This window comes from Sorangium sp. So ce176, assembly GCF_051519835.1.
In the GTDB taxonomy this organism is placed as follows: Bacteria; Myxococcota_A; Polyangia; order Polyangiales; family Polyangiaceae; genus Sorangium; species Sorangium cellulosum_G.
The window spans coordinates 9,402,943-9,421,410 of record NZ_CP150371.1 but is presented as its reverse complement, the minus strand read 5'-3'; the positions used below and the strand labels follow the sequence as shown (position 1 = coordinate 9,421,410).

Sequence of the window (18,468 nt, the reverse complement as noted above, 5' to 3'; positions counted from 1 at the left end):
GCGCAATCCGAGCCCAAGGAGCGCCCAGCGCTCAGCGGCGCCCCGAGGACGGCAGCGCGATCGGCAGGTCCAGGTAGAAGACCGTCCCGCGCGGCGCGCGCGCTGCCGCGCGGATGGCGCCGCCGTGCGAGGCGACGATGTTCCGCACGATGCTCAGGCCGAGCCCGGTGCCGGTGCCGTCGGTCTTGGTCGTGAAGAACGGGTCGAAGATCCTCGGCAGGTGGTCGGCCTGGATCCCGTGCCCTTCGTCCTGGAGGGTCACCGTGATGTAGCCGTCGTTCGGTGACATCGCGGTCGCGATGCCAAGGCAACCGCCGCGCTCGTGCATCGCGTGCGCCGCGTTCGTGACCAGGTTCACGAACACCTGCGTCAGCGGGTCGATGACGCCGTGCACGGGCGGTATCTCGCCGAAGCGCTTCTCCACGGTGACGCCCGTCTGATCGAGGAGGTGCTCGCAGAAGACGAGCGCGCGCTCGATGATGTCGTGAAGGGAGACGGCGCCCGGCTTCTCCGCGGAGGGCCGCGAGTAGGCGATCAGATCGCGCGTGAAGCGGCGGATGCGATCCGCCGCCTCGTTGATCCTCGCGAGCCGCTCGATGTCCGAGGGGTCGAAGCCGCTGCGCTCGCCCTTGCGGCGCAGGTACTCGGAGTAGGCGAGGATCGAGGTGAGCGGGTTGTTGAGCTCGTGCACGACGCCGGCGGCCATCTTCCCTAGGGAGGCCAGCTTCTCGGCCTGGATGATCTGGTCGCGCAGCGATTGCTGCGCGCGCGCCTCTCGGATCGTGATCCGCAGCGCGAGCGCGAGCCGGTCGATCAGCGCTCCGATCGGGGCGCTGTCGAGGTACCCGGCGTCGTCGGCCGCGATGTGCACGCTCGAGCGACCCTCAGGCTCGATCGCCGCGACGCGCTCGAACGCGAACTCGGGCAGGAGCCGCGCCGGATCGCGGGCGTCGTCGCGTCGCGCCCGCGGCGACATCCGGATGACCAGCTGCGCGCCGGCCGCGCCGGGGATGCAGACGCCGAACCCGCAGCCCGCGAGCGCCCTCTCGGCCGCGCCGAGCAGCGCCGAGGCGCGCTGCTCGACGGAGGCGGAGGGATCGAGCTCGCTCGCCGCGAGCAGCAGGTTGTCGATCCACTCGAGCGGGATGTCTCGGGTGAGCGGCTTCCGGAGCGTGACGGGAGCGTCGGACGACGGCTGCTCCCCCAGGTGCTCCGCGGTCCTTCCGCTCACCCGATCACCCTGCTCGGATCGTCGCCGCTCGACCGATCGAGATCGATGATCTTCGCGGCGCCGACGTAGGACTTCGTCTCGTAGCGGGTGATCTTGCCGATCTTGCGGACGATCTCCGCCATCCGCTCGGCCTCGCTGCGGATCGTCGCCGCCGCGCCCTTGATGGGGGACGCGTCGTCGATCCGACGGCAGATCAGCTCGGCGTAGCCGAGCACGCTGGTGAGCGGCTGGTTCAGCTCGTGCGCGGCGGCGCCCGCGAGCTCGGCGATGAGGGCCTGCTTCTCGCGAGAGCGCAGCTCCTCCTGCGCCTCGGTGAGGCGGGCTTCCATCCGCATCCGCTCGCGCAGGTCCGTGAAGATGCCGACGGAGCCGACGGGCACGCCGTTCTCGAAGATGAGCGCCGCGGAGAGGTGCACCGGGATGCGCGACCCGTCCTTGGCCAGGACCTCGGTTCGGTAGCCCTCGAGCCGGCCGGGGCCGCCGTGCTCCTTCGCGTGGATGAGCCTCATGATCTGCTCGGCGTTGTGGTCGGGGTACAGCGCGCGGACGTTCATCGCGCCGACGACCTCCTTTGCGTCGTAGCCGTAGATCCGCTCGGCGGCGCGGTTGAAGAGCAGGACGATCCCCTCCATGTTGGCCGAGACGATCGCGTCGACGGAGCTCTCGATGACCCGCTCGAGGAACTCCTTCGTCTTGGTGAGCTCCGCCTCGGTGGCGCGCTCCGTGGTGACGTCGCGGAAGCTGACCAGGACGGCGCCGCTCTCCTCTCGGAGGACGCTGCTGAAGCTGAAGCTCAGGATGAGCTTCTCCTGCTCGGGGTCGCCGCGCCGCACGGTGAAGTCCACCATGTGCGGGAACGATCCCTTCGCGAAGCCAGCGCGGATCTCCTCGAGGAGCGGGAGCTCGCGCGCGTCGACCAGGTCGGCGAGGTTGGCCTTCTCGAGGTCCTCGGCCGTGCGCCCGGTGATCGCCTGCGCGCGCGGGTTGCAGAAGAGGATGTGGCCGTCGGGGTCGACGACGATGATGCCGTCCGCCGTCGAGTGGAAGAAATCGGCGTAGCGCTGGAGCGCCTTCAGCCGGCGCTCCGCCTCGAACCGGGCGAAGGTGCTCTGCTGCGTCTGATCGCGCAGCGACTGCAGGATGCGCGCGTTGCGCAGGGCGATCGCGGTGGCGCTCGCGACGGTGCGGGCGAGCGAGAGCTCGTGCGCGTGGGGGGCCACGGGCTGCCGGCCGCGCAGGAAGAGCACGCCGAGCGGCTTGTCCTCGAACAGGATGGGCAGGAGCGCGAGCGAGCGGAACGCGTTCTCCGGGAGCTCCGCGCGCACGATGTCGAAGAGCGGGTGCGCCTTCGCGTCGTCGATCACGAGCACGTCGCCCGTGCGCATGACCCGCTGGATCTCCGGGTATTTGCCGAGGTCGATCGGCAGATCCCGGAGCTCCTTGTCGTCGCTCGCGGCGACCACGTAGCCGACGTCGCCCTGATCGCGCACGAGCACGATGCTGCAGCGGTCGACGCGGGCCACCTCGGCGATGCGCCGCACGACAGTGAAGAGGATGTTCCGGAAGTCGAGCGTCGACGAGAGCGCCTGCGTGAGCTCGAGGACCACCTTCGCGTCGTGCTCTTTGCGCGCGAGCGCGTCGACGTAGTCGCGGATCCGGAGCTGCCCGCGGATGCGGGCGATGAGCTCCGCCGGGCGGAACGGCTTGCGGATGAAGTCGTCCGCGCCGAGCTCGAAGGCGCGGGCGACCTCCTCGTCGGCGTCGAGCGCCGTCAGCACGACGACGGGGACGTCCTTCGTCCGGGGGTCGTCCCGCACGGCGCTGAGGACGACGTACCCGTCCGGGGGCGGCATCACGAGGTCGAGCAGCACGAGCGCGGGGACGCTCGCCTTGAGCCAGACGAGCGCCTCCGCGCCGGAGGTGACGGCGATGGTCTCGATGCCCGCGTCGGCCAGCGCGCGCAGCAACATCTGCCGACTGACGGCATCGTCATCGACGACGAGCACAGGATCGCGGCGCGACACACAGCAAGCTTATCGATTCCGCGCTGCGGCGATGAGAGAATTTCCCAGGAGGGCGCGATCGCAGCGCAGACGCGCGACCGCGGCGGATCGCGCATCGGCGCCGCGCAGGGCTAGGAGAAGAGATCCCCCTGCTTCGCCGCCGGCGCGTCGAGCCCGAGGTGCTCGTACGCGCGGCGGGTCGCGATCCTGCCCCGCGGCGTGCGGCCGAGGAAGCCCTGCTGCAGCAGGAACGGCTCGTAGACGTCCTCGATGGTGTCGCGCGGCTCACTGAGCGCCGCCGCGAGCGTGTCGACGCCCACCGGGCCGCCGTCGTAGTGGTCGATGATGACGCGCAGCAGCCTGCGGTCCATTTCATCAAGGCCGGCCGGGTCGATGTCGAGCCGCTCCGCGGTCTTGCGCGCGATCGCCATCGTGATCGCGCCGTCGCCGAGCACCTCGGCGAAGTCGCGGACGCGGCGCAGGAGGCGGTTGGCGACGCGCGGGGTGCCCCGCGCGCGCGCCGCGATCTCGCGCGCCCCGCCGGCGTCGATCGGCACCTCGATCAGCGCGGCGCTGCGCTGCACGATGCGCTCGAGCTCCTCGACCGGGTAGAAGTCGAGGCGGACGACGTGGCCGAAGCGAGACAGCAGCGGCGCGGTGAGCAGCCCGGTGCGGGTCGTCGCACCGACGAGCGTGAACGGCTTGAGCGCGAGCTGGATCGTGGTCGCGTACGGGCCGTCGCCGGTCATGATGTCGATCTTGAACGACTCGATGGCGGGGTAGAGGCTCTCCTCGACCGCCGGCGTGAGCCGGTGGATCTCATCGATGAACAGCACGTCGTTGCGCTCCAGCTTCGTCAGCAGCCCGGCCAGCGCGCCCTTGTGCTCGATCGCCGGCCCGCTCGTCACGTGGAGGGTCACGCCCATCTCGCGGGCGAGGATGTGGGCGAGCGTGGTCTTGCCGAGCCCGGGCGGGCCGCAGAAGAGCATGTGATCCAGCGGCTCGCGCCGCCGGCGCGCCGCCTCCACGAAGATCTTGAGGTTCTCCGTGTGCTTGGCCTGCCCGACGTACTCGGCGAGCGAAGCAGGCCGGAAGAGGCGATCGAAGCGATCGTCGTCGCCTGTCTCGGCAGGAGAGAGCGCCCGTTCAGGCATGCCACGGGAGTACCGCGGGGAGACGGGGAAGGGAAGCGATGGGAGGCGATCCGCGCGGCGGCGGCGCGCCGTTTCCGCGGCCGCGGGCGGGGTCAGCCGAGCGCGGGGACCGACGACAGGCGGGGGCGCCGCGGGGGCGGGACGCGCGGCAGGCGGGCGCGGCAGAGCGGGCGGCCGTCGGGGGCGCCGTCCACCTCGAGCGAGCCGCCGTGGAGCTCGATGACCGAGCGCGCGTGGCTGAGGCCGAGCGTCAGGCCGCGCCCGCGCGCCGTGGTCTGCCGGCTGAACAGGGCCTCCAGCTCCTCCGGCGGCACGTCGCGGCTGCCGTACTCGACGTCGATGCGGACCTCGCTGTTGAACTCACCGGCCATCGTCGCGGTGAGGCGCACGAGGCGCGCGGACGGGTCGGCCGCGCCGGTCCTGAGCGCGTGCGCCACGATGACCGCGAGCGCCCGCGTCGCGTACGCCTGATCGACAGGGATCAGCGGCAGCGTGTCGCCGACCTCCACGACGACCTCTCCGTCGGCGTCGCTCGCGAGCTCGCGCGCCTTGCGGATCGCGCCCGCGATGAGCGAGCCGACGGACGTCGGCTGCGGCTCGAGCGTGAGCTGCCCGGCCTCGACGCGGGCGGCGTCGAGGATCGACTCGATGAGGCCAAGGAGCTCCCGGCCGCGCGTCGAGATGAGCTCCAGGCTCTCGCGCTGCGCGTCGGTCAGATCCTCCTGGCCCACGAGATCAGCGAACCCGAGGATCGCGTTCAGCGGGCTCTTGAGGTCGTGGCTCACGCTCGCGAACAGGAGGCCGCGCATGCGCTGCGCGGCCTCGCGGGCCTCGAGCGCGCGCTCCTGGGCCGCGGCGAAGACGCGGAAGCGCTCGGCGAGATCCTCGATCGCGTGCCCGAGCCGGGCGACGACGGCGAACCGGGCGGGGCGCGCGATCTGCGTGGCACCGCGGAGCACGCTGTCCGTCCCGAGCAGGCGCACCTGCTTCGTGGCGTGCACGAGATCGGCCGCGAGCACGCGGCCGAAGAGGTTGCCGAGCGCGCCGGCGACGAGCACCGCGAGCAACGCGACGAGCGCGCCCAGGATCGCGGCGGAGGGCTCGAGGTCCGCGGAGAACCGGATGTTGACGCACCCGCCCTTGTCGAGCGGCGTGATCACCGCGATCTGCCCGTCGGCCTCGCGGCCGAAGGAGGGCTCCGCGTCCCCGCAGTCCTGCTCCACGCGCGCGAGGAACCCGAACTCCGCGGCGGCGGCCACGACGTCGTTGCGACCGGCCTCCTCGATGGCCCCGAGCGCCGGGTCGAGCGCCGTGCGCGCGACGAGCGCCGCGGTGGCGCGGCGGCTCCGCTCGATGAACGTCTGGAGGTGCGCGTTCGCGATGAGCACCGCCCCGACGCCGACGAGCAGCACCGGCGCGGCGACGGACAGGAGCAGCTTGTAGGTGACCCGCCGGCGCGGCGTCTGGTACAGCTCGGCCGTCTCCAGCAGGGCGCCGATCGCCTCGGCCGGGCTGATCTCGAAGAGGCTGAACGTCGTGGCGCGCGTCAGCACGTAGTGCGGGATCGCGGAGGCGCTGAGGATCGTGATCGCGAGGATGAGCAGGCTGACCGCGCGGCCGTCGTCGAGCTTCTCCGGCCTGATCCCCGGGATCATCATGAGGCTCGAGATCGTCGAGCTCGCCAGCACGAAGCGCACCGCCAGCGACGGCGGCAGCTCGGCGAAGCGCTCGAGCTCCTCGTGATCGATGTCGCGCGCGCCGATCATGAGCGAGCGCAGCAGGTTCCGGTGGGTGCGCAGCCGGAGCAGGGTCAGCAAGGTGGTCGCGCCGATCGCGGCGAGGGCGATCTTGGCGCCGACCGAGAGCACGCTCGTCGCGACGCCCTGCTCCAGGATGAGCAGCTTCGGCGCGAGCGCCGCGATCGCCCCGAAGGCGGCGACGCCGACGAGCGCCTGACGGACGAGCACGCGCCGCGCGAAGTGGATCGCGTCGTTCCTGATGCGCTCCTCGGTCACGCGATCCTCCCCCCTGGACGGCCGCCGCCGGCCTCGCCCGGCGGCGGCGACGCGTCGGGCGCGGGCTGGGCCAGCGAGGGCGCGCGGTTGGGATCCAGCCAGATCGGCAGCGTGATCGTGAAGGTCGAGCCCCGCCCGAGCTCGCTCTCGAGCTGGATCGTCCCGCCGTGCATCAGCACGAGGCGCCGCGCGATCGAGAGCCCGAGCCCCGTCCCCGCCCGGCGCGAGCGCACGTCGCCCGTCTGCCGGTACTCCTCGAACACGGCCGACGTCTCCTCCGGCGGGATGCCGGGGCCCGTGTCCTGGACGACGATGGCCGCGTAGCGGCCGCGCCCCGCGATGTGGACCGTCACCGAGCCGCGCGCCGTGAACTTGACGGCGTTCGAGACGAGGTTCGTCAGGATCTGCCGCACCCTGCGGGGGTCGGCGTGCGCGAGCAGGCCGTGGTCGCCGGTGACGCGGAGCTGGACGGGCTTGTCGCGGGCCGCCGCGGACGCCTCCCGCATCACCTGATCGACGAGGGCGCGCAGGTTCACGGCGCGGCGGGAGAGCTGCAGCTTGCCCGTCTCGAGCGCCGAGAGATCGAGGATGTCGTCGATGAGCGTGCGCAGGTGCTCGCCGCTCTGCCGGATGACGGAGAGCGCCTCGCGCGCGTCCTGGCTGAGCGGCCCGTCGACCTCGCTCTCGAGGACGTGCGCGAAACCGAGGATGGCGTTGAGGGGCGTGCGCAGCTCGTGGCTCAGCCCCGCGAGGAACGCCGAGCGCTCGCGGTCCATCGCGGACGCCTGCTGGAGATCCGCCCGGTAGGTGCGCTCCGCCGCGGCGAAGCGGGTGATCAGCAGGTTGAACGCCGCCGTCAGCAGGCCGACCTGGTCGAGCGACCTGATCGGCACGGGCTGGACCGGGATCACGTCCGCGTTCGACGCGCCCGGGCCATGGCCGCGCGCCATCGCGGTGATGCGCTCGCGCAGGTAGTCGACGTCGTCGCGCGCCGCCTTGGTGAAGGAGAGCGCGACCGCGACCGCGACGCCGAGCAGCAGCGTCGTGAGCGCCGCGACGGCGTTGCCGAGGGCGATCGAGTGGGGCGGCGGGCTCGGCGCCGAGACGAACGTGATCACCGACAGGTTGGAGAGCGGCGGGTGCAGCGGGCGCGCCGCGAACCGCACGCGGCCGAGCGAGGTCGTCGTCTCGCCCTTGCCCTGGGTGAGCATCTGGAAGATGTCGGCCTTGGCCGGCGCGCCGAAGCTCTCGTTGACAAGCACCTGACCGCTCTGCTCGACGAGCAGGATCTCCGACGTCGCCCGCCGCGCGGCCAGCCCCAGGAACTCCGCCCGCTCGCCCTCCGGCGTGCCGCGGAGCCGCGCCACGAGCGTCGCGGACAGCACCTCCGCGCGCAGGCTCGCGGCCTGATCGCTCATGCTCGCGAGCTGGCGGATGCCGATCACCGCGATCGCCACCGCCGTGGCGATCCCCACGGCGATCACGATCGCGGGCGCGAGCGGCACCAGCGGCATCGTGCCGCGGGGCCAGCGGATGAGGCGACGACGGGCCACGGCGAAGGGTGCGATGCTAGCGCGCTTCGCCCGGCGCACGTGGGGCATCCCGCGCCCCGCGCGGCATCCAACGCCCGGGACGGGCGCCGCTCACCTGGGATCGGTCGCCAGGAGCGCGAAGACGGAGTGATCGAGCCAGCGGCCGTCGCACCACTCGGCCTGCCGGGCGATGCCCTCGAAGCGGAAGCCGAGCCGGCCGATGACAGCGAGCGAAGCGTGGTTGTCCGTCGCGGCCGCGACCCGGACCCGGTGTGCGCCCATGTGGTTGAACGCGAACCCGAGCGCCGCCGTCGCCGCCTCGGTCATGAGCCCGCGTCCGGTCGCCTCCTTGCGCAGCCAGTACCCGAGCTCGCAGGAGCGGTGCAGGTGCACGCACGCCTCGAGCCCGACCACGCCGGCGAGCGAGCGATGCGCGCGCTCGCGGATGACGAAGCGCAGCGCCCTGCCGTGATCCCAGTCGGCGGCGCACGCCTCGGCGAAGCGGACGCTCGCGGCCGGGTCGGTGTGGAACTGCACCCACGGCAGCCAGCGCTGGAGGATCGCGCGCGAGCCGCTGACCGCGAGCCAGAGCTCGGGGCCGTCGGACGGGTCGATCGGCACGAGGATCAGCCGCTCGGTCTCGATCGGACGGGCGCGGACCTCGCTTCGAGGTGGGAGGATGAGCATGGGGTCACCGGCACTGGATGCGAGCGGCGTACGGCTCGAGATGACCCGCCTCGTAGTCAAGCCAGGCGACATACCATTCTCCGGGCCTCGCGCCGGGGCTGATCGAGGGCGCCGGCTGGTCGCCGCTGACGCGGGCGAATTTCGTGGGTGGGCCGATGCCGTCGCGGTTCATCGACGCGGTGAGGAGGCGGCCCTGCTCGAACCAGACGAGCTGAGCCTGGCCGGTCGGCGCGATCGCCACCGCCGGGCGACCGCCGGTCTTCGAGAACCGCTTGCGCCAGAGCGGCTGGCCCTTCGCGGGATCGATGTAGGCGGCGGAGGCGCCCCCGATCGGCGGCTCGCCGTGCCAGACGACGAAGCAGCTCCCCGCGCCGCACGCGAGCGACGGGCTGTCGCTGCGCGCACGGTCGCTGTTCACGAGCGACAGCTCGCCGAGCGCGCGGTCGGCGCGCTTGCCGGGGCTGGCCGGCGGGAGCCCCTTGTCGAGGCTCGTGAGCGGGAGGCGCATGTACTGGATGATGCGCATCGGCTCGCGATCGAAGCGGAAGGCGAGGTGCATCACGTCGCTCATCACCGCGACGGACGGGAAGCGGACGCGCGGCTTCGAGGGGCCCGTCGGGGTGACGTCCGTCAGCCGGATGACCTCGCCGACCGGATCGAGGTTCGGCGAGAGGCGGCGCAGGAAGAGGTCCTCGGAGGAGGCGTTGTCGCCGTCGTCCGACCACGCGATCACGAACCCCTCGGCGGCGCGCGCGAGCGAGGGCCACGAGTTCCCGCCGCGGGGGAAGCGGGCGACCATCATCGCGGGGCCGTCGATCCGGCCGTCGCCGTCGAGCCAGCGCACCTGCACGCCGGCCTCCGGCCCCTTGCCGTCCCAGTACGTGAGCACCAGCCGCTCGCCGGCGGAGGTGAGCTCGGGGCGGCCGATGGCGCGGCCCTCGGGCGTCACGTCGAGCGCCGGCGACGACGGGCGCATCGCGCTGTCCAGCGCCGCCGTGTAGGCGTGCTCGGTGCCCTCGTGCGAGTCGGTCCAGGTGACCACCGCGCCGCGCGGCCCGAGCGCGATCGAGGGCCGGCTGGCCCCGATGGCGCGGCCGCCCTCGCGCACGAGATCGTGCGTGCGCGGCCTGACGAGGCCGGTGAGCTGGCAAGGTGCCTTGCCGCTCGCGTCCTTCAGGGCGACTTGCACGTGCTCGATCAGCGTCCGCGGCACGGGGTGGTTGCCCTTCTCCTGGGCGTCCTTCAGCTGCCTGAGCGCGGCCTTGAGATCGCCCGCGGCGATCGACTCCTGCGCCTGCGCGACGAGCGGCGGCCAGGGCAGGCCGGGCTGCTCGACCGGGGCCTCGGCGCGCGCCGGCACGTTGGGGACCGCGGAGGACGACGGCGCGCTGGGCGACGACGGCGCCGCGGAGCTCGACGAGACCGGCGGCAGGGCCGTCGGCTTGAGGAACTGGCGGTAGCCGGCGTACGCGCCGCCCGCGGCGAGCGCGAGCACGCCGAAGAGGACGAGCGCGCGGCCGGCGCCGCCGCGCCTCGGCGGCGATCGCTGCGAGAGCCCGTCGGGGAGCGACGCGTCGCCCGAGCCGCCGGAGAACGAGATCTGCTGCCCCACGCCCTGGCTCATGCGCCCGGCCATCGCCGCGCCCGGCGCGCCGGAGAGATCGAGCGCGCCGAGCGGATCTCCCCCGCGCTCCGCCGGGCCCGAGGGCACGGTCCGCCGCGCCTCGTTGGGGGTCACACGGACGACGCCCGGTGGGTCGAACGTCACGTCGGCCGGCGGCTCGCTGTTCGTGGGCAGGAACCCCGCCTGCGACGGCTCCGCGCCGCGCGGCTGCGCGACGCCGAGCGCGACCGACAGCTCGTCGGCGAACTCCTTCGCGGTCTGGAAGCGCCTGTCGATCGCGCGGTCGAGCGCCTTCTCGAACCACGCGGTGAAGCTCGGCGGCAGGTCCGGACGGAGCGCCGCGGGCTGCGGCAGCGGCGCGTTCGCGATCTGCGCGAACGTCATCGCGACGCCCTGCTCGGTCTGCCAGACGGTGCGGCCGGTGAGGCACTCGTAGGTGATGCAGCCGAGCGCCCAGAGATCCGCGCGGTGATCGACAGCGCCCTGGCCGCGCACCTGCTCCGGGCTCATGTACGCCGGCGTCCCGAAGACCGCGCCCTCGCGCGTGAGGCGCGCCTGCGCGTCGCCCCCGTCGACCGGCGCGTAGAACTTCGCGAGGCCGAAATCGAGGATCTTCGCGCAGAGCCGGCCCTCCTCGTCCTTCGTGAGGAAGATGTTCTCCGGCTTGAGGTCGCGGTGGACGATCGAGGCCGCGTGCGCCTTGGTGAGCCCCCGGCAGACCTGCGACATCACCGCGACGGTGGTCTCGGGGTCGAGGTACCTGACCACGGTCATGCGCTCGTACAGCGACTCGCCTTCGAGGAGCTCGAGCACCAGGAAGGGCCGCCCGTCGTCGAGCTTGCCGGAGTCGTAGACGTCGCAGATGAACGGGCTGCGGATCGACGCTGCGGCCCGGGCCTCGCGGAGGAAGCGCTCGACCACGACCGCCGAGGTCGTCAGCTCCTGGGCGAGCACCTTGATCGCCACCCGCTTGCCGATGTCGATGTGCTCGGCCTCGTACACGGCAGCCATGCCGCCGCGCCCGATCTCGCGTGTGATGCGGTATTTTCCGGCGAGGACCGTGCCTACCGGGATCTTCGCTTTGTTCGGCAAAGCCATCAGGCAGGGCTGTCCCGCGACTGGATTCGCCAGCGCAGACTATTCGAGCCGCGTCACCAGGACAAGGCAAGCGCGCCGTGGTCGTCAGCCAGGGCGGCGCGACCCCCTCGAGGAGCCGGGAAACAGGCTCTTCCGTACGAGGAAGAACCGGCAGAACGGGCCCATCCACCGGGGCCCGTGGGGTAGGTGGGGGTGGTCAAAGCGAGCCCCACCCCCGGCACGTCCGGGGAGCGGGGGCTCCACCCCCCGTCCGGCGTCCCGAAAAAAGTAAGCTGGCTCCGCTTTTCAGATGCCGGAACCACTTTTCTCACGCACGCCCAGTGCGCGAAACATTCCGGAAACATGAGCTTGGGTACATCAGCGTGGACCTCCGGACGCTGCGCCAGCGCCCGGGGCGAGGGGTCGCCGATCCGGCTCTGTCGGACGGGTCCCTGAGTCATTGACAGCGGCGGGGCAATGCCCGGTGGACCGGGCGGACCCCGTCACGGATCGGAGCCGGGCGGTGCCCGGCACATCGACGGGAGGCCGCCGGCGGAGGCGTCCACCCTTTACTGGCTCTGCTCCGGCGGGGCTTTTCGGGTGAGCGTGCGGGTTTTTTACCCCGACGGTTACCCGGTCACCACAGGCATGCGCAATGAAAAAGGTCGAGGCGATCATCAAGCCGTTCAAGCTCGACGAGGTCAAGGACGCCCTCGCCGAGGTCGGGATTCAGGGCATGACGGTGACCGAGGTAAAGGGCTTCGGTCGGACCGGCGGCAAGAAGGAAGTCTATCGGGGGTCGGCGTATGTCGTCGACTTCGTCCCGAAGGTGAAGGTCGACATCGTCGTGCCGGACAGCATGGTCAGCGACGTGATCGACGCCATCGAGAAGAGCGCCAAGACGGGCCGGATCGGCGACGGCAAGATCTTCGTCGTCCCCGTCGAGGAGGCCGTGCGGATCCGCACGGGTGAGCGCGGCGAGGACGCCATCTAGGCGAGCCGCGGGCAGAGCGTCACAGGGCATTCACGGCGGGTCACAGGCTCGAGAGCCGAGCAAACAGAAGTCAGAGAGCAGCAGCGAGCACGAGCCCGCGCGTCTTCGAATCACATCCAGCGAGAGCAGCGAGTCAGCGAGGTAGAAGAAGAATCATGAAGCCGAAAGATGTCGTCGCGTTTGCGAAGGAAAACGACGTTAAATTTGTCGATCTCAAGTTCATCGACCTGCCCGGCATCTGGCAGCACACGACGATCCCGGTGTCCCGCCTGAACGAGGACATCTTCGAGGAGGGGATCGGCTTCGACGGCTCGTCGGTGCGCGGATGGCAGCCGATCAACGCGAGCGACATGCTGATGACGCCCGACGCGTCGACGGCGAAGCTCGATCCCTTCCACGCCCAGAAGACGCTCAGCATGGTCTGCAAGATCAGCGACCCGGTGACCGGCCAGCCCTACGGCCGCGACCCGCGCTACATCGCGCAGAAGGCCGAGAACCACCTGCGCGCGAGCGGCATCGCGGACACGACCTACTTCGGGCCCGAGGCCGAGTTCTTCGTCTTCGACTCGGTCCGCTACGAGAGCTCGCCGCGCGGCGCCTTCTACGAGATCGACAGCGAGGAGGCGTCCTGGAACTCTGGCAAGGCCGGCGTGAACCTCGGGCACAAGATCCGGCAGAAGGAGGGGTACTTCCCCGTCGCGCCGACCGACACGCTCGGCGACCTGCGCGCGGACATGATGTCGACGCTCATCGAGACCGGCATCGCGGTCGAGGTCGGCCACCACGAGGTCGCGTCGGCGGGCCAGTGTGAGATCGGCATCAAGTTCTCGACGCTGACGTCGATGGCCGACAACCTGATGTGGTTCAAGTACGTCATCAAGAACGTCGGCCGCAAGCACGGCAAGTCGGTGACGTTCATGCCGAAGCCGGTCTTCGGCGACAACGGCAGCGGCATGCACTGCCACCAGTCGCTCTGGAAGGAGGGCAAGCCGCTCTTCGCCGGCGACGGCTACGCGGGCCTCTCGGACACGGGCCTCTGGTACATCGGCGGCATCCTGAAGCACGCGAAGGCGCTCGCCGCGCTCACCAACCCGACGACGAACAGCTACCGCCGGCTCGTCCCGGGCTACGAGGCGCCCGTGAACCTCGCGTACTCGAGCCGCAACCGCTCGGCGTCGATCCGCATCCCGCTGGCCCCCGGCAACAGCCCGAAGGGGCGCCGCATCGAGGTCCGCTTCCCGGACGCGACCTGCAATCCGTACCTCGCCTTCGCCGCCATGATGATGGCCGGCCTCGACGGCGTCCAGAACCGGATCGACCCGGGCGACCCGCTCGACAAGGACATCTACGCGCTCTCGCCCGAGGAGCTGAAGGAAGTGCCGCACATGCCGGGCTCGCTCGACGATGCGCTCACCTCCCTCGAGCGCGACCACGAGTTCCTGCTCCGCGGCGACGTCTTCACCCGCGACATCCTCAAGACCTGGATCGACTACAAGCGCGAGCGCGAGGTCGACGCGATCCGGCTCCGCCCGGTCCCGCACGAGTTCTTCCTCTACTACGACGTCTGAGCGACCCCACCCGAGCGGCGCGGGGTCCAGCGCACGAGAAAATTGCGCTGTGACCCTTGCGCCCCGTCTCCTTCACCCCTCACCCTCGAGCGCGTGAAGCGCGCGTGGCGCCGGGAGGCGCCGGCGCACCGCGAACTCGAGCGCTTCGCGCGCGCTGGCTCCAGCGGCGCGGAGGAGGGGAGGCGCGATGTCGCTTCCCCCGCTCGCGAACTTTTGCTTCCTGCTGGAGATGACGCCGCGCGATACCGCTCGCCGGTGCGCCGGGGTATCCTCCGCCCCGTCGCAGACGTGGAGCGGGGGTAAGGCATCCTCTCCCCCGCTCCCCCAGAGACACCTCGGCGCAGCAGTGAACCCCGGCGATCTCATCCAGTCTCGCTACCGGCTCGTGAAGATCCTGGGCCGAGGCGCCAGCGGGTCGGTGTGGGCCGCGAAGAACGAGCTCATCGATCGCGACGTGGCGCTCAAGGTGATGCGCCCCGAGGTGGCCGAGGACGCCGTCGCGCTCCAGCGCTTCTTCAACGAGGCGAAGGCGAGCGGGCGCGTGCGCAGCCCCAGCATCGTCGAGATCCTCGATCTCGGTCAGGCCGAGGACGGCTCGCCGTTCCTCGTGTTCGAGCTGCTCGTCGGCGAGGGGCTCGACGAGTGGCTGCGGCGCGAGGGCACCATCGAGCCGGAGACGCTCGTCGAGCTCTTCATCGGCCTCGCGCGGGCGCTCGACATGGCCCATCAGCAGGGGATCATCCACCGCGACCTGAAGCCCGCCAACATCTACGTGCATCGCAACCACCTGGGCGAGCTCGTGGGGAAGATCCTCGACTTCGGGATCAGCAAGGTGCTCGAGAAGGAGCACAACTTCGCGCTGACCCACACGGGCTGCGTCGTCGGATCGCCGGCGTACATGTCGCCGGAGCAGGCCGCGGGGCGCGATGATCTCGACGGCCGCGCCGACCTCTGGTCGCTCGGCATCGTCATGTACGAGGCGCTGACCGGGACGCTCCCGCACCAGGCGTCGAACTACAACGCGCTGATGGTGCGCATCCTGAGCAAGGACTGCGATCCGATCGCCTCGCGCCGGCCGGGGCTGCCGCCGCGCCTCTGCCACATCGTCGACGCCTGCCTCGAGCGCGAGCGCGACGCCCGGATCGCCTCGGCGGGCGCGCTCGCGAAGGAGCTCGAGGCCGTGCTGCGCGAGCTGCGCGCGGCGCGATTCCGGGGGCAGAAGGGGCGGCGCGCCTCGGACGTGGGCCTCGGCGACAAGCTCCGCCTCGCGCCGGAGAGCGTCGGGCTGCGCGGCGGGTCGGTCGGAACGCTCGGCCGCCTCGTGCAGCACGGGAGGCGGCTGCCGCCGGCCATGCTCGTCGCGGCGGGCCTCGCGGTGGTGTTCTGGGCGATGGTCCTCGTGCTGGTCGGCAGGTACTGGATCCGCTGAGCGACGGCCGCCGCAGGGCGCGCGGCGCCTGCCGGGACGAGGCTCCGGGGGACCTCTGCGTCAGGCGCGCGGCGCGCTGGCGTGCGGGACGGGGGTGCTGTCGACGTGATCGGCCGGCGCGTCGAGCGGGCGCGCGTGCGCGGCGCACGAAGGCGTGTGCGGCGCCGCCTCCGCCGGCGCGTGCGCGGCGCACGAAGGCGTGTGCGGCGCCGCCTCCGCCGGCGCGGGGGCGTCGCCATGGCCGCTCATGTGGCCGAACCACGCGCGCGGCCCGAGCCGCGTGAAGCTCGCGAGCAGGAGCGCGCCGAGCGCCGCCGCGCAGACCCACTCGACGGCCCCGTGCTCGTGCGCCGCGAGCGCGTGGAGCTCCGGGACCGACGCGCCGGGGACGAGCGCGTTCGCGGCGAGGCCGACCACGACGGCGAGAGCGACGCTGGCGATCGCGAGCACGGCGGTGGCGCGCCCGCCCAGCGAGCGCTTCAGCACGGCGAGCACCGCGACGTTGGTCGCGGGCCCCGCCAGGAGGAACGCGAGCGCCGCGCCGATCGAGAGCCCCTTGTGGATCATCACCGCGGCGAGCGCCGTCGCGCCCTGCGCGCACACGTGGACGACCACGGCGGCGAGCGCGCTCACCACGACGTCGGCCGGCGCGCCGAGCGCGCGCGCGGCGGCCGGCTCGATCGTCGCCTCGAGGACGGCGGCGAGCACGAGGCCCACGAGGTACCAGGCGGCCACCTGGTCGAGCGCCGGCCCGACGGCCTCGGCGACGGCGGCGCGGAGCCGCGTCGCTGGCGGCGCGGCGGCGACGGCAGGCGGCTCGCCGGCCCGCGGCGCCGCGATCGAGGCGGGCGCGCTGGCCGTGCCGGCGGCGGATCCGGGCGCGGCAGACGCCCCGGCGACGGAGCCCGAGGCGCCGGCCACCCTGGCGACGAGGAGCGCGACCAGCACGGCGAGGAGCGCGCTGCCCGCGAGGCGCGCGGCGGTGAGCGGCAGGCCGAGCAGCCGCAGCGAGAGCAGCGCGCTGCCCACGTCGATCTCCGACGCGCCGAGGGTGAACGCGACGATCGCGGCGACCGGAGCGCCCGCGAGCAGGAGCCGCCGCAGCAGCGCCGAGACGCCGCGCGAGCCGGCGGGGAGCGGCAGCCCGAGCGCCGCGCCTCGGGCGGCCTGGGACAGCGCGGCGCCGTCGCGCGGCGATCGTGGGAATCCGGCGAGGAGACGGGGGAGGTACGCGCGCGCGAGCCCCGCGGCGGCGAGCCCGGCGAGCACGGCGGGCGCGGTCTCGACGAACAGCGGGCCGAGCGACTCGGCGATCGACAGCTCGGTCGGGTGGGCGTGCGCGAGGAAGCTCTCCGGGCTGGGCAGCGCGAGCGCGACGCAGAGCCCGGAGGCGAAGGCGACGGCGCTCGCCGTCCGCGCCGTCCGGCTCCGCGGCGGGGCGTCGTGCGTGTGGACCACGATCCGGAGGAGGACGCCGAGGCCGAAGGCGATGAACACCTCGAACGACCCGTGCGGGAGGCTTTCCATGAGGCGCTGGCCGAGCAGGGCGCCGAGCAGCGTGAGCGACCCGAGGAGCCCGAGGCGCACGGCGAGCTGCCGCCATCCCCAGGCGGGCAGGAAGCGCGCGGCGAGCGACAGCCCCTCCGGGAGCCGGTGCACGAGGACGGCGACAGCGAAGAGCGCGCCGTCCGCGCCGCCGTCAGCGGCGGCCGCGGCCAGCGCGAGCCCGGCGCCGTCCAGCAGCCCGTGCACGGCGAGCGCCGAGAACGCGACCTCCCGCCCCACCACCTCGCCCGCGCCGCGCCGCCGGTGCTCCGTGAGCCAGAGCGCCGCGTAGCCGAGCGCCGCCCAGAGGACCGCCTGCGCCCCGATCTCCTCGACGGCGTGCGGCAGGTGACGCGAGAGGACCAGGGCGGGGACGAGGCCGAGCGTCAGCCCGTCGAGCGCCGACGTCGGCAGCGTCCGGCTCCGGCCGAGCGCCACGAGGAGCGGCCCGGCGGCGAGGCCGGCGAGCGACAGGACGACGACGAGCGCGAGCATGGGCGCGGGAGCCTATGCCCGAGCGCCCGACCACGATCAACATCAAGTTGAACCTGCAATCGAGATGCAGGGACGGCCGTGCCTCCCGCCCGGCGGCACTTTTTCAGGCGGCTCCGGGTCGGCCGGCGGCTCAGGGCACGCCGCGGCTCAGACCGCGCCGCGGCTCAGGGCTGCGCGCGGCTCAGGGCTGCACGCACCGGTCGCAGCGGCCCTTGATCTGGATCTGCAGACCCTTGCGGCGCAGGGCGCGGGGCGCGCCGCGCGCCGGCTTGATCTCGATGCTCTCGTCGGGGAGGCAGAGCACATCACCGCATGTGTCGCACATGAAGTGCGGGTGCTCGCCCGTCGCGTGCTCGCCGGTGCCCTCGCGCAGCTCGAACCGCCAGAGGTGGTCGCCCATGTCGGTGCGGCGCACGAGCCCCGCGTTGGTCAGATCGATGAGGTTCCGGTAGATGGTGGCGCGATCCCAGCCCTTCGGAGCGAGCTCGGCCGCGAGCTCCGCGTGGCTGACGGGCGTCCGCGAGCGGCAGAGGCTCTGCAGCACGGCGATCCGCGGTGAGGTGGCTCGCAGGCCGGTCGCCCTGATCTGCTCGCGGAGCTGCTCCGCGGACTGACCTGCTTTCGAACGCGCCATGCGGGACATCTACCGTCGCCCGGACGGTACTGCAATCAGGATGCACGGAGCTCGCCGGACGCGCGCCGGCACGAGGGAGAGCGCTCGAGCGCCGCCAGGCTTGCCGTGGCCTCGCCGCCCGCGGCGGGGACGCCGTCGCGCGGTTGCCGGGCGGGCGCGAGGTCGATCTCGCGCACCGACCCGGGGCCGGCTTGCGCTGCGCGGCCCCCGCGCGACCCGAGGAGAGGAGGAGCAGGGCCCACAGTGAGAAGGTGGCAGATGGCGAGTTGGGCAACCGAGTGCGCCCTCATTCGAGCGTGGCTTGAACTCCACAAGCCAGGCGGATGCGTTGCGCACGGACTCATCAGGAATCGTCCCGGAAACCTGGGGGAGATCCATGAGGAGCGTCGGGGATGAGACGCTGAAACATGGAACAGGCGGAACGGTCGACCCGCGATCGCCGCGTGGAATCGAGTCGAGGGCCGCTCGATCGAAATCCGA

At 72.4% G+C, this 18,468-nt stretch carries 12 protein-coding genes; 3 read left to right on the top strand and 9 right to left on the bottom strand.

Annotation, left to right across the window (positions count from 1 at the left end; genetic code table 11):
• Positions 1-31: 31 nt before the first annotated feature.
• The 7 genes from WMF42_RS35585 to WMF42_RS35555 form a co-directional block, all read right to left on the bottom strand.
• Positions 32-1,231 (bottom strand): sensor histidine kinase, encoded by a 1,200-nt coding sequence (locus tag WMF42_RS35585; protein WP_437687499.1) that lies wholly within the window; start codon positions 1,229-1,231, stop codon positions 32-34.
• Positions 1,228-3,255: a PAS domain S-box protein gene (locus WMF42_RS35580; protein ID WP_434043110.1), complete on the bottom strand. Its 2,028-nt coding sequence runs from the start codon at positions 3,253-3,255 to the stop codon at positions 1,228-1,230. The genes WMF42_RS35585 and WMF42_RS35580 overlap by 4 nt, the downstream gene beginning before the upstream one ends.
• Before the next feature lie 110 nt (positions 3,256-3,365).
• On the bottom strand, positions 3,366-4,388 hold the full coding sequence (ruvB, locus tag WMF42_RS35575) for a Holliday junction branch migration DNA helicase RuvB (RefSeq protein ID WP_061611130.1): 1,023 nt from the start codon (positions 4,386-4,388) through the stop codon (positions 3,366-3,368).
• A gap of 92 nt (positions 4,389-4,480) precedes the next feature.
• Positions 4,481-6,403, bottom strand: coding sequence for a sensor histidine kinase (locus tag WMF42_RS35570; protein WP_061611131.1), 1,923 nt, complete (start codon positions 6,401-6,403; stop codon positions 4,481-4,483).
• Positions 6,400-7,956 (bottom strand): sensor histidine kinase, encoded by a 1,557-nt coding sequence (locus WMF42_RS35565; protein WP_233562241.1) that lies wholly within the window; start codon positions 7,954-7,956, stop codon positions 6,400-6,402. Before WMF42_RS35565 ends, WMF42_RS35570 begins: the two co-directional genes overlap by 4 nt.
• Before the next feature lie 90 nt (positions 7,957-8,046).
• Positions 8,047-8,622 (bottom strand): GNAT family N-acetyltransferase, encoded by a 576-nt coding sequence (locus tag WMF42_RS35560; RefSeq protein WP_061611133.1) that lies wholly within the window; start codon positions 8,620-8,622, stop codon positions 8,047-8,049.
• 4 nt (positions 8,623-8,626) lie between these two features.
• Positions 8,627-11,344: a serine/threonine-protein kinase gene (locus tag WMF42_RS35555; protein WP_437687495.1), complete on the bottom strand. Its 2,718-nt coding sequence runs from the start codon at positions 11,342-11,344 to the stop codon at positions 8,627-8,629.
• 634 nt (positions 11,345-11,978) lie between these two features.
• Here WMF42_RS35555 and WMF42_RS35550 point away from each other — a divergent pair.
• From WMF42_RS35550 to WMF42_RS35540, 3 genes are all read left to right on the top strand, one after another.
• Positions 11,979-12,317, top strand: coding sequence for a P-II family nitrogen regulator (locus tag WMF42_RS35550; RefSeq protein WP_012239819.1), 339 nt, complete (start codon positions 11,979-11,981; stop codon positions 12,315-12,317).
• 155 nt (positions 12,318-12,472) lie between these two features.
• Positions 12,473-13,885 carry a type I glutamate--ammonia ligase gene (gene glnA, locus WMF42_RS35545; RefSeq protein WP_061611135.1) on the top strand — a complete coding sequence of 471 codons (1,413 nt, stop codon included), beginning with the start codon at positions 12,473-12,475 and terminating at the stop codon, positions 13,883-13,885.
• Positions 13,886-14,231: 346 nt separating this feature from the next.
• Complete coding sequence (locus tag WMF42_RS35540; protein ID WP_061611136.1) at positions 14,232-15,314, top strand: serine/threonine-protein kinase; 1,083 nt, start codon at positions 14,232-14,234, stop codon at positions 15,312-15,314.
• Between the two features lie 60 nt (positions 15,315-15,374).
• Here WMF42_RS35540 and WMF42_RS35535 read toward each other — a convergent pair whose 3' ends face one another.
• On the bottom strand, positions 15,375-17,354 hold the full coding sequence (locus tag WMF42_RS35535) for a permease (protein WP_437687492.1): 1,980 nt from the start codon (positions 17,352-17,354) through the stop codon (positions 15,375-15,377).
• Between the two features lie 181 nt (positions 17,355-17,535).
• Complete coding sequence (locus WMF42_RS35530; RefSeq protein ID WP_061611302.1) at positions 17,536-17,988, bottom strand: Fur family transcriptional regulator; 453 nt, start codon at positions 17,986-17,988, stop codon at positions 17,536-17,538.
• Positions 17,989-18,468: the final 480 nt, after the last annotated feature.

Coding starts and splice junctions, on each gene's coding strand:
- ruvB (WP_061611130.1), bottom strand. CDS start 4,388: ATGCCTGAACGGGCGCTCTCTCCTGCCGAGACAGGCGACGACGATCGC.
- WMF42_RS35560 (WP_061611133.1), bottom strand. CDS start 8,622: ATGCTCATCCTCCCACCTCGAAGCGAGGTCCGCGCCCGTCCGATCGAG.
- WMF42_RS35555 (WP_437687495.1), bottom strand. CDS start 11,344: ATGGCTTTGCCGAACAAAGCGAAGATCCCGGTAGGCACGGTCCTCGCC.
- WMF42_RS35550 (WP_012239819.1), top strand. CDS start 11,979: ATGAAAAAGGTCGAGGCGATCATCAAGCCGTTCAAGCTCGACGAGGTC.
- glnA (WP_061611135.1), top strand. CDS start 12,473: ATGAAGCCGAAAGATGTCGTCGCGTTTGCGAAGGAAAACGACGTTAAA.
- WMF42_RS35535 (WP_437687492.1), bottom strand. CDS start 17,354: ATGCTCGCGCTCGTCGTCGTCCTGTCGCTCGCCGGCCTCGCCGCCGGG.
- WMF42_RS35530 (WP_061611302.1), bottom strand. CDS start 17,988: ATGGCGCGTTCGAAAGCAGGTCAGTCCGCGGAGCAGCTCCGCGAGCAG.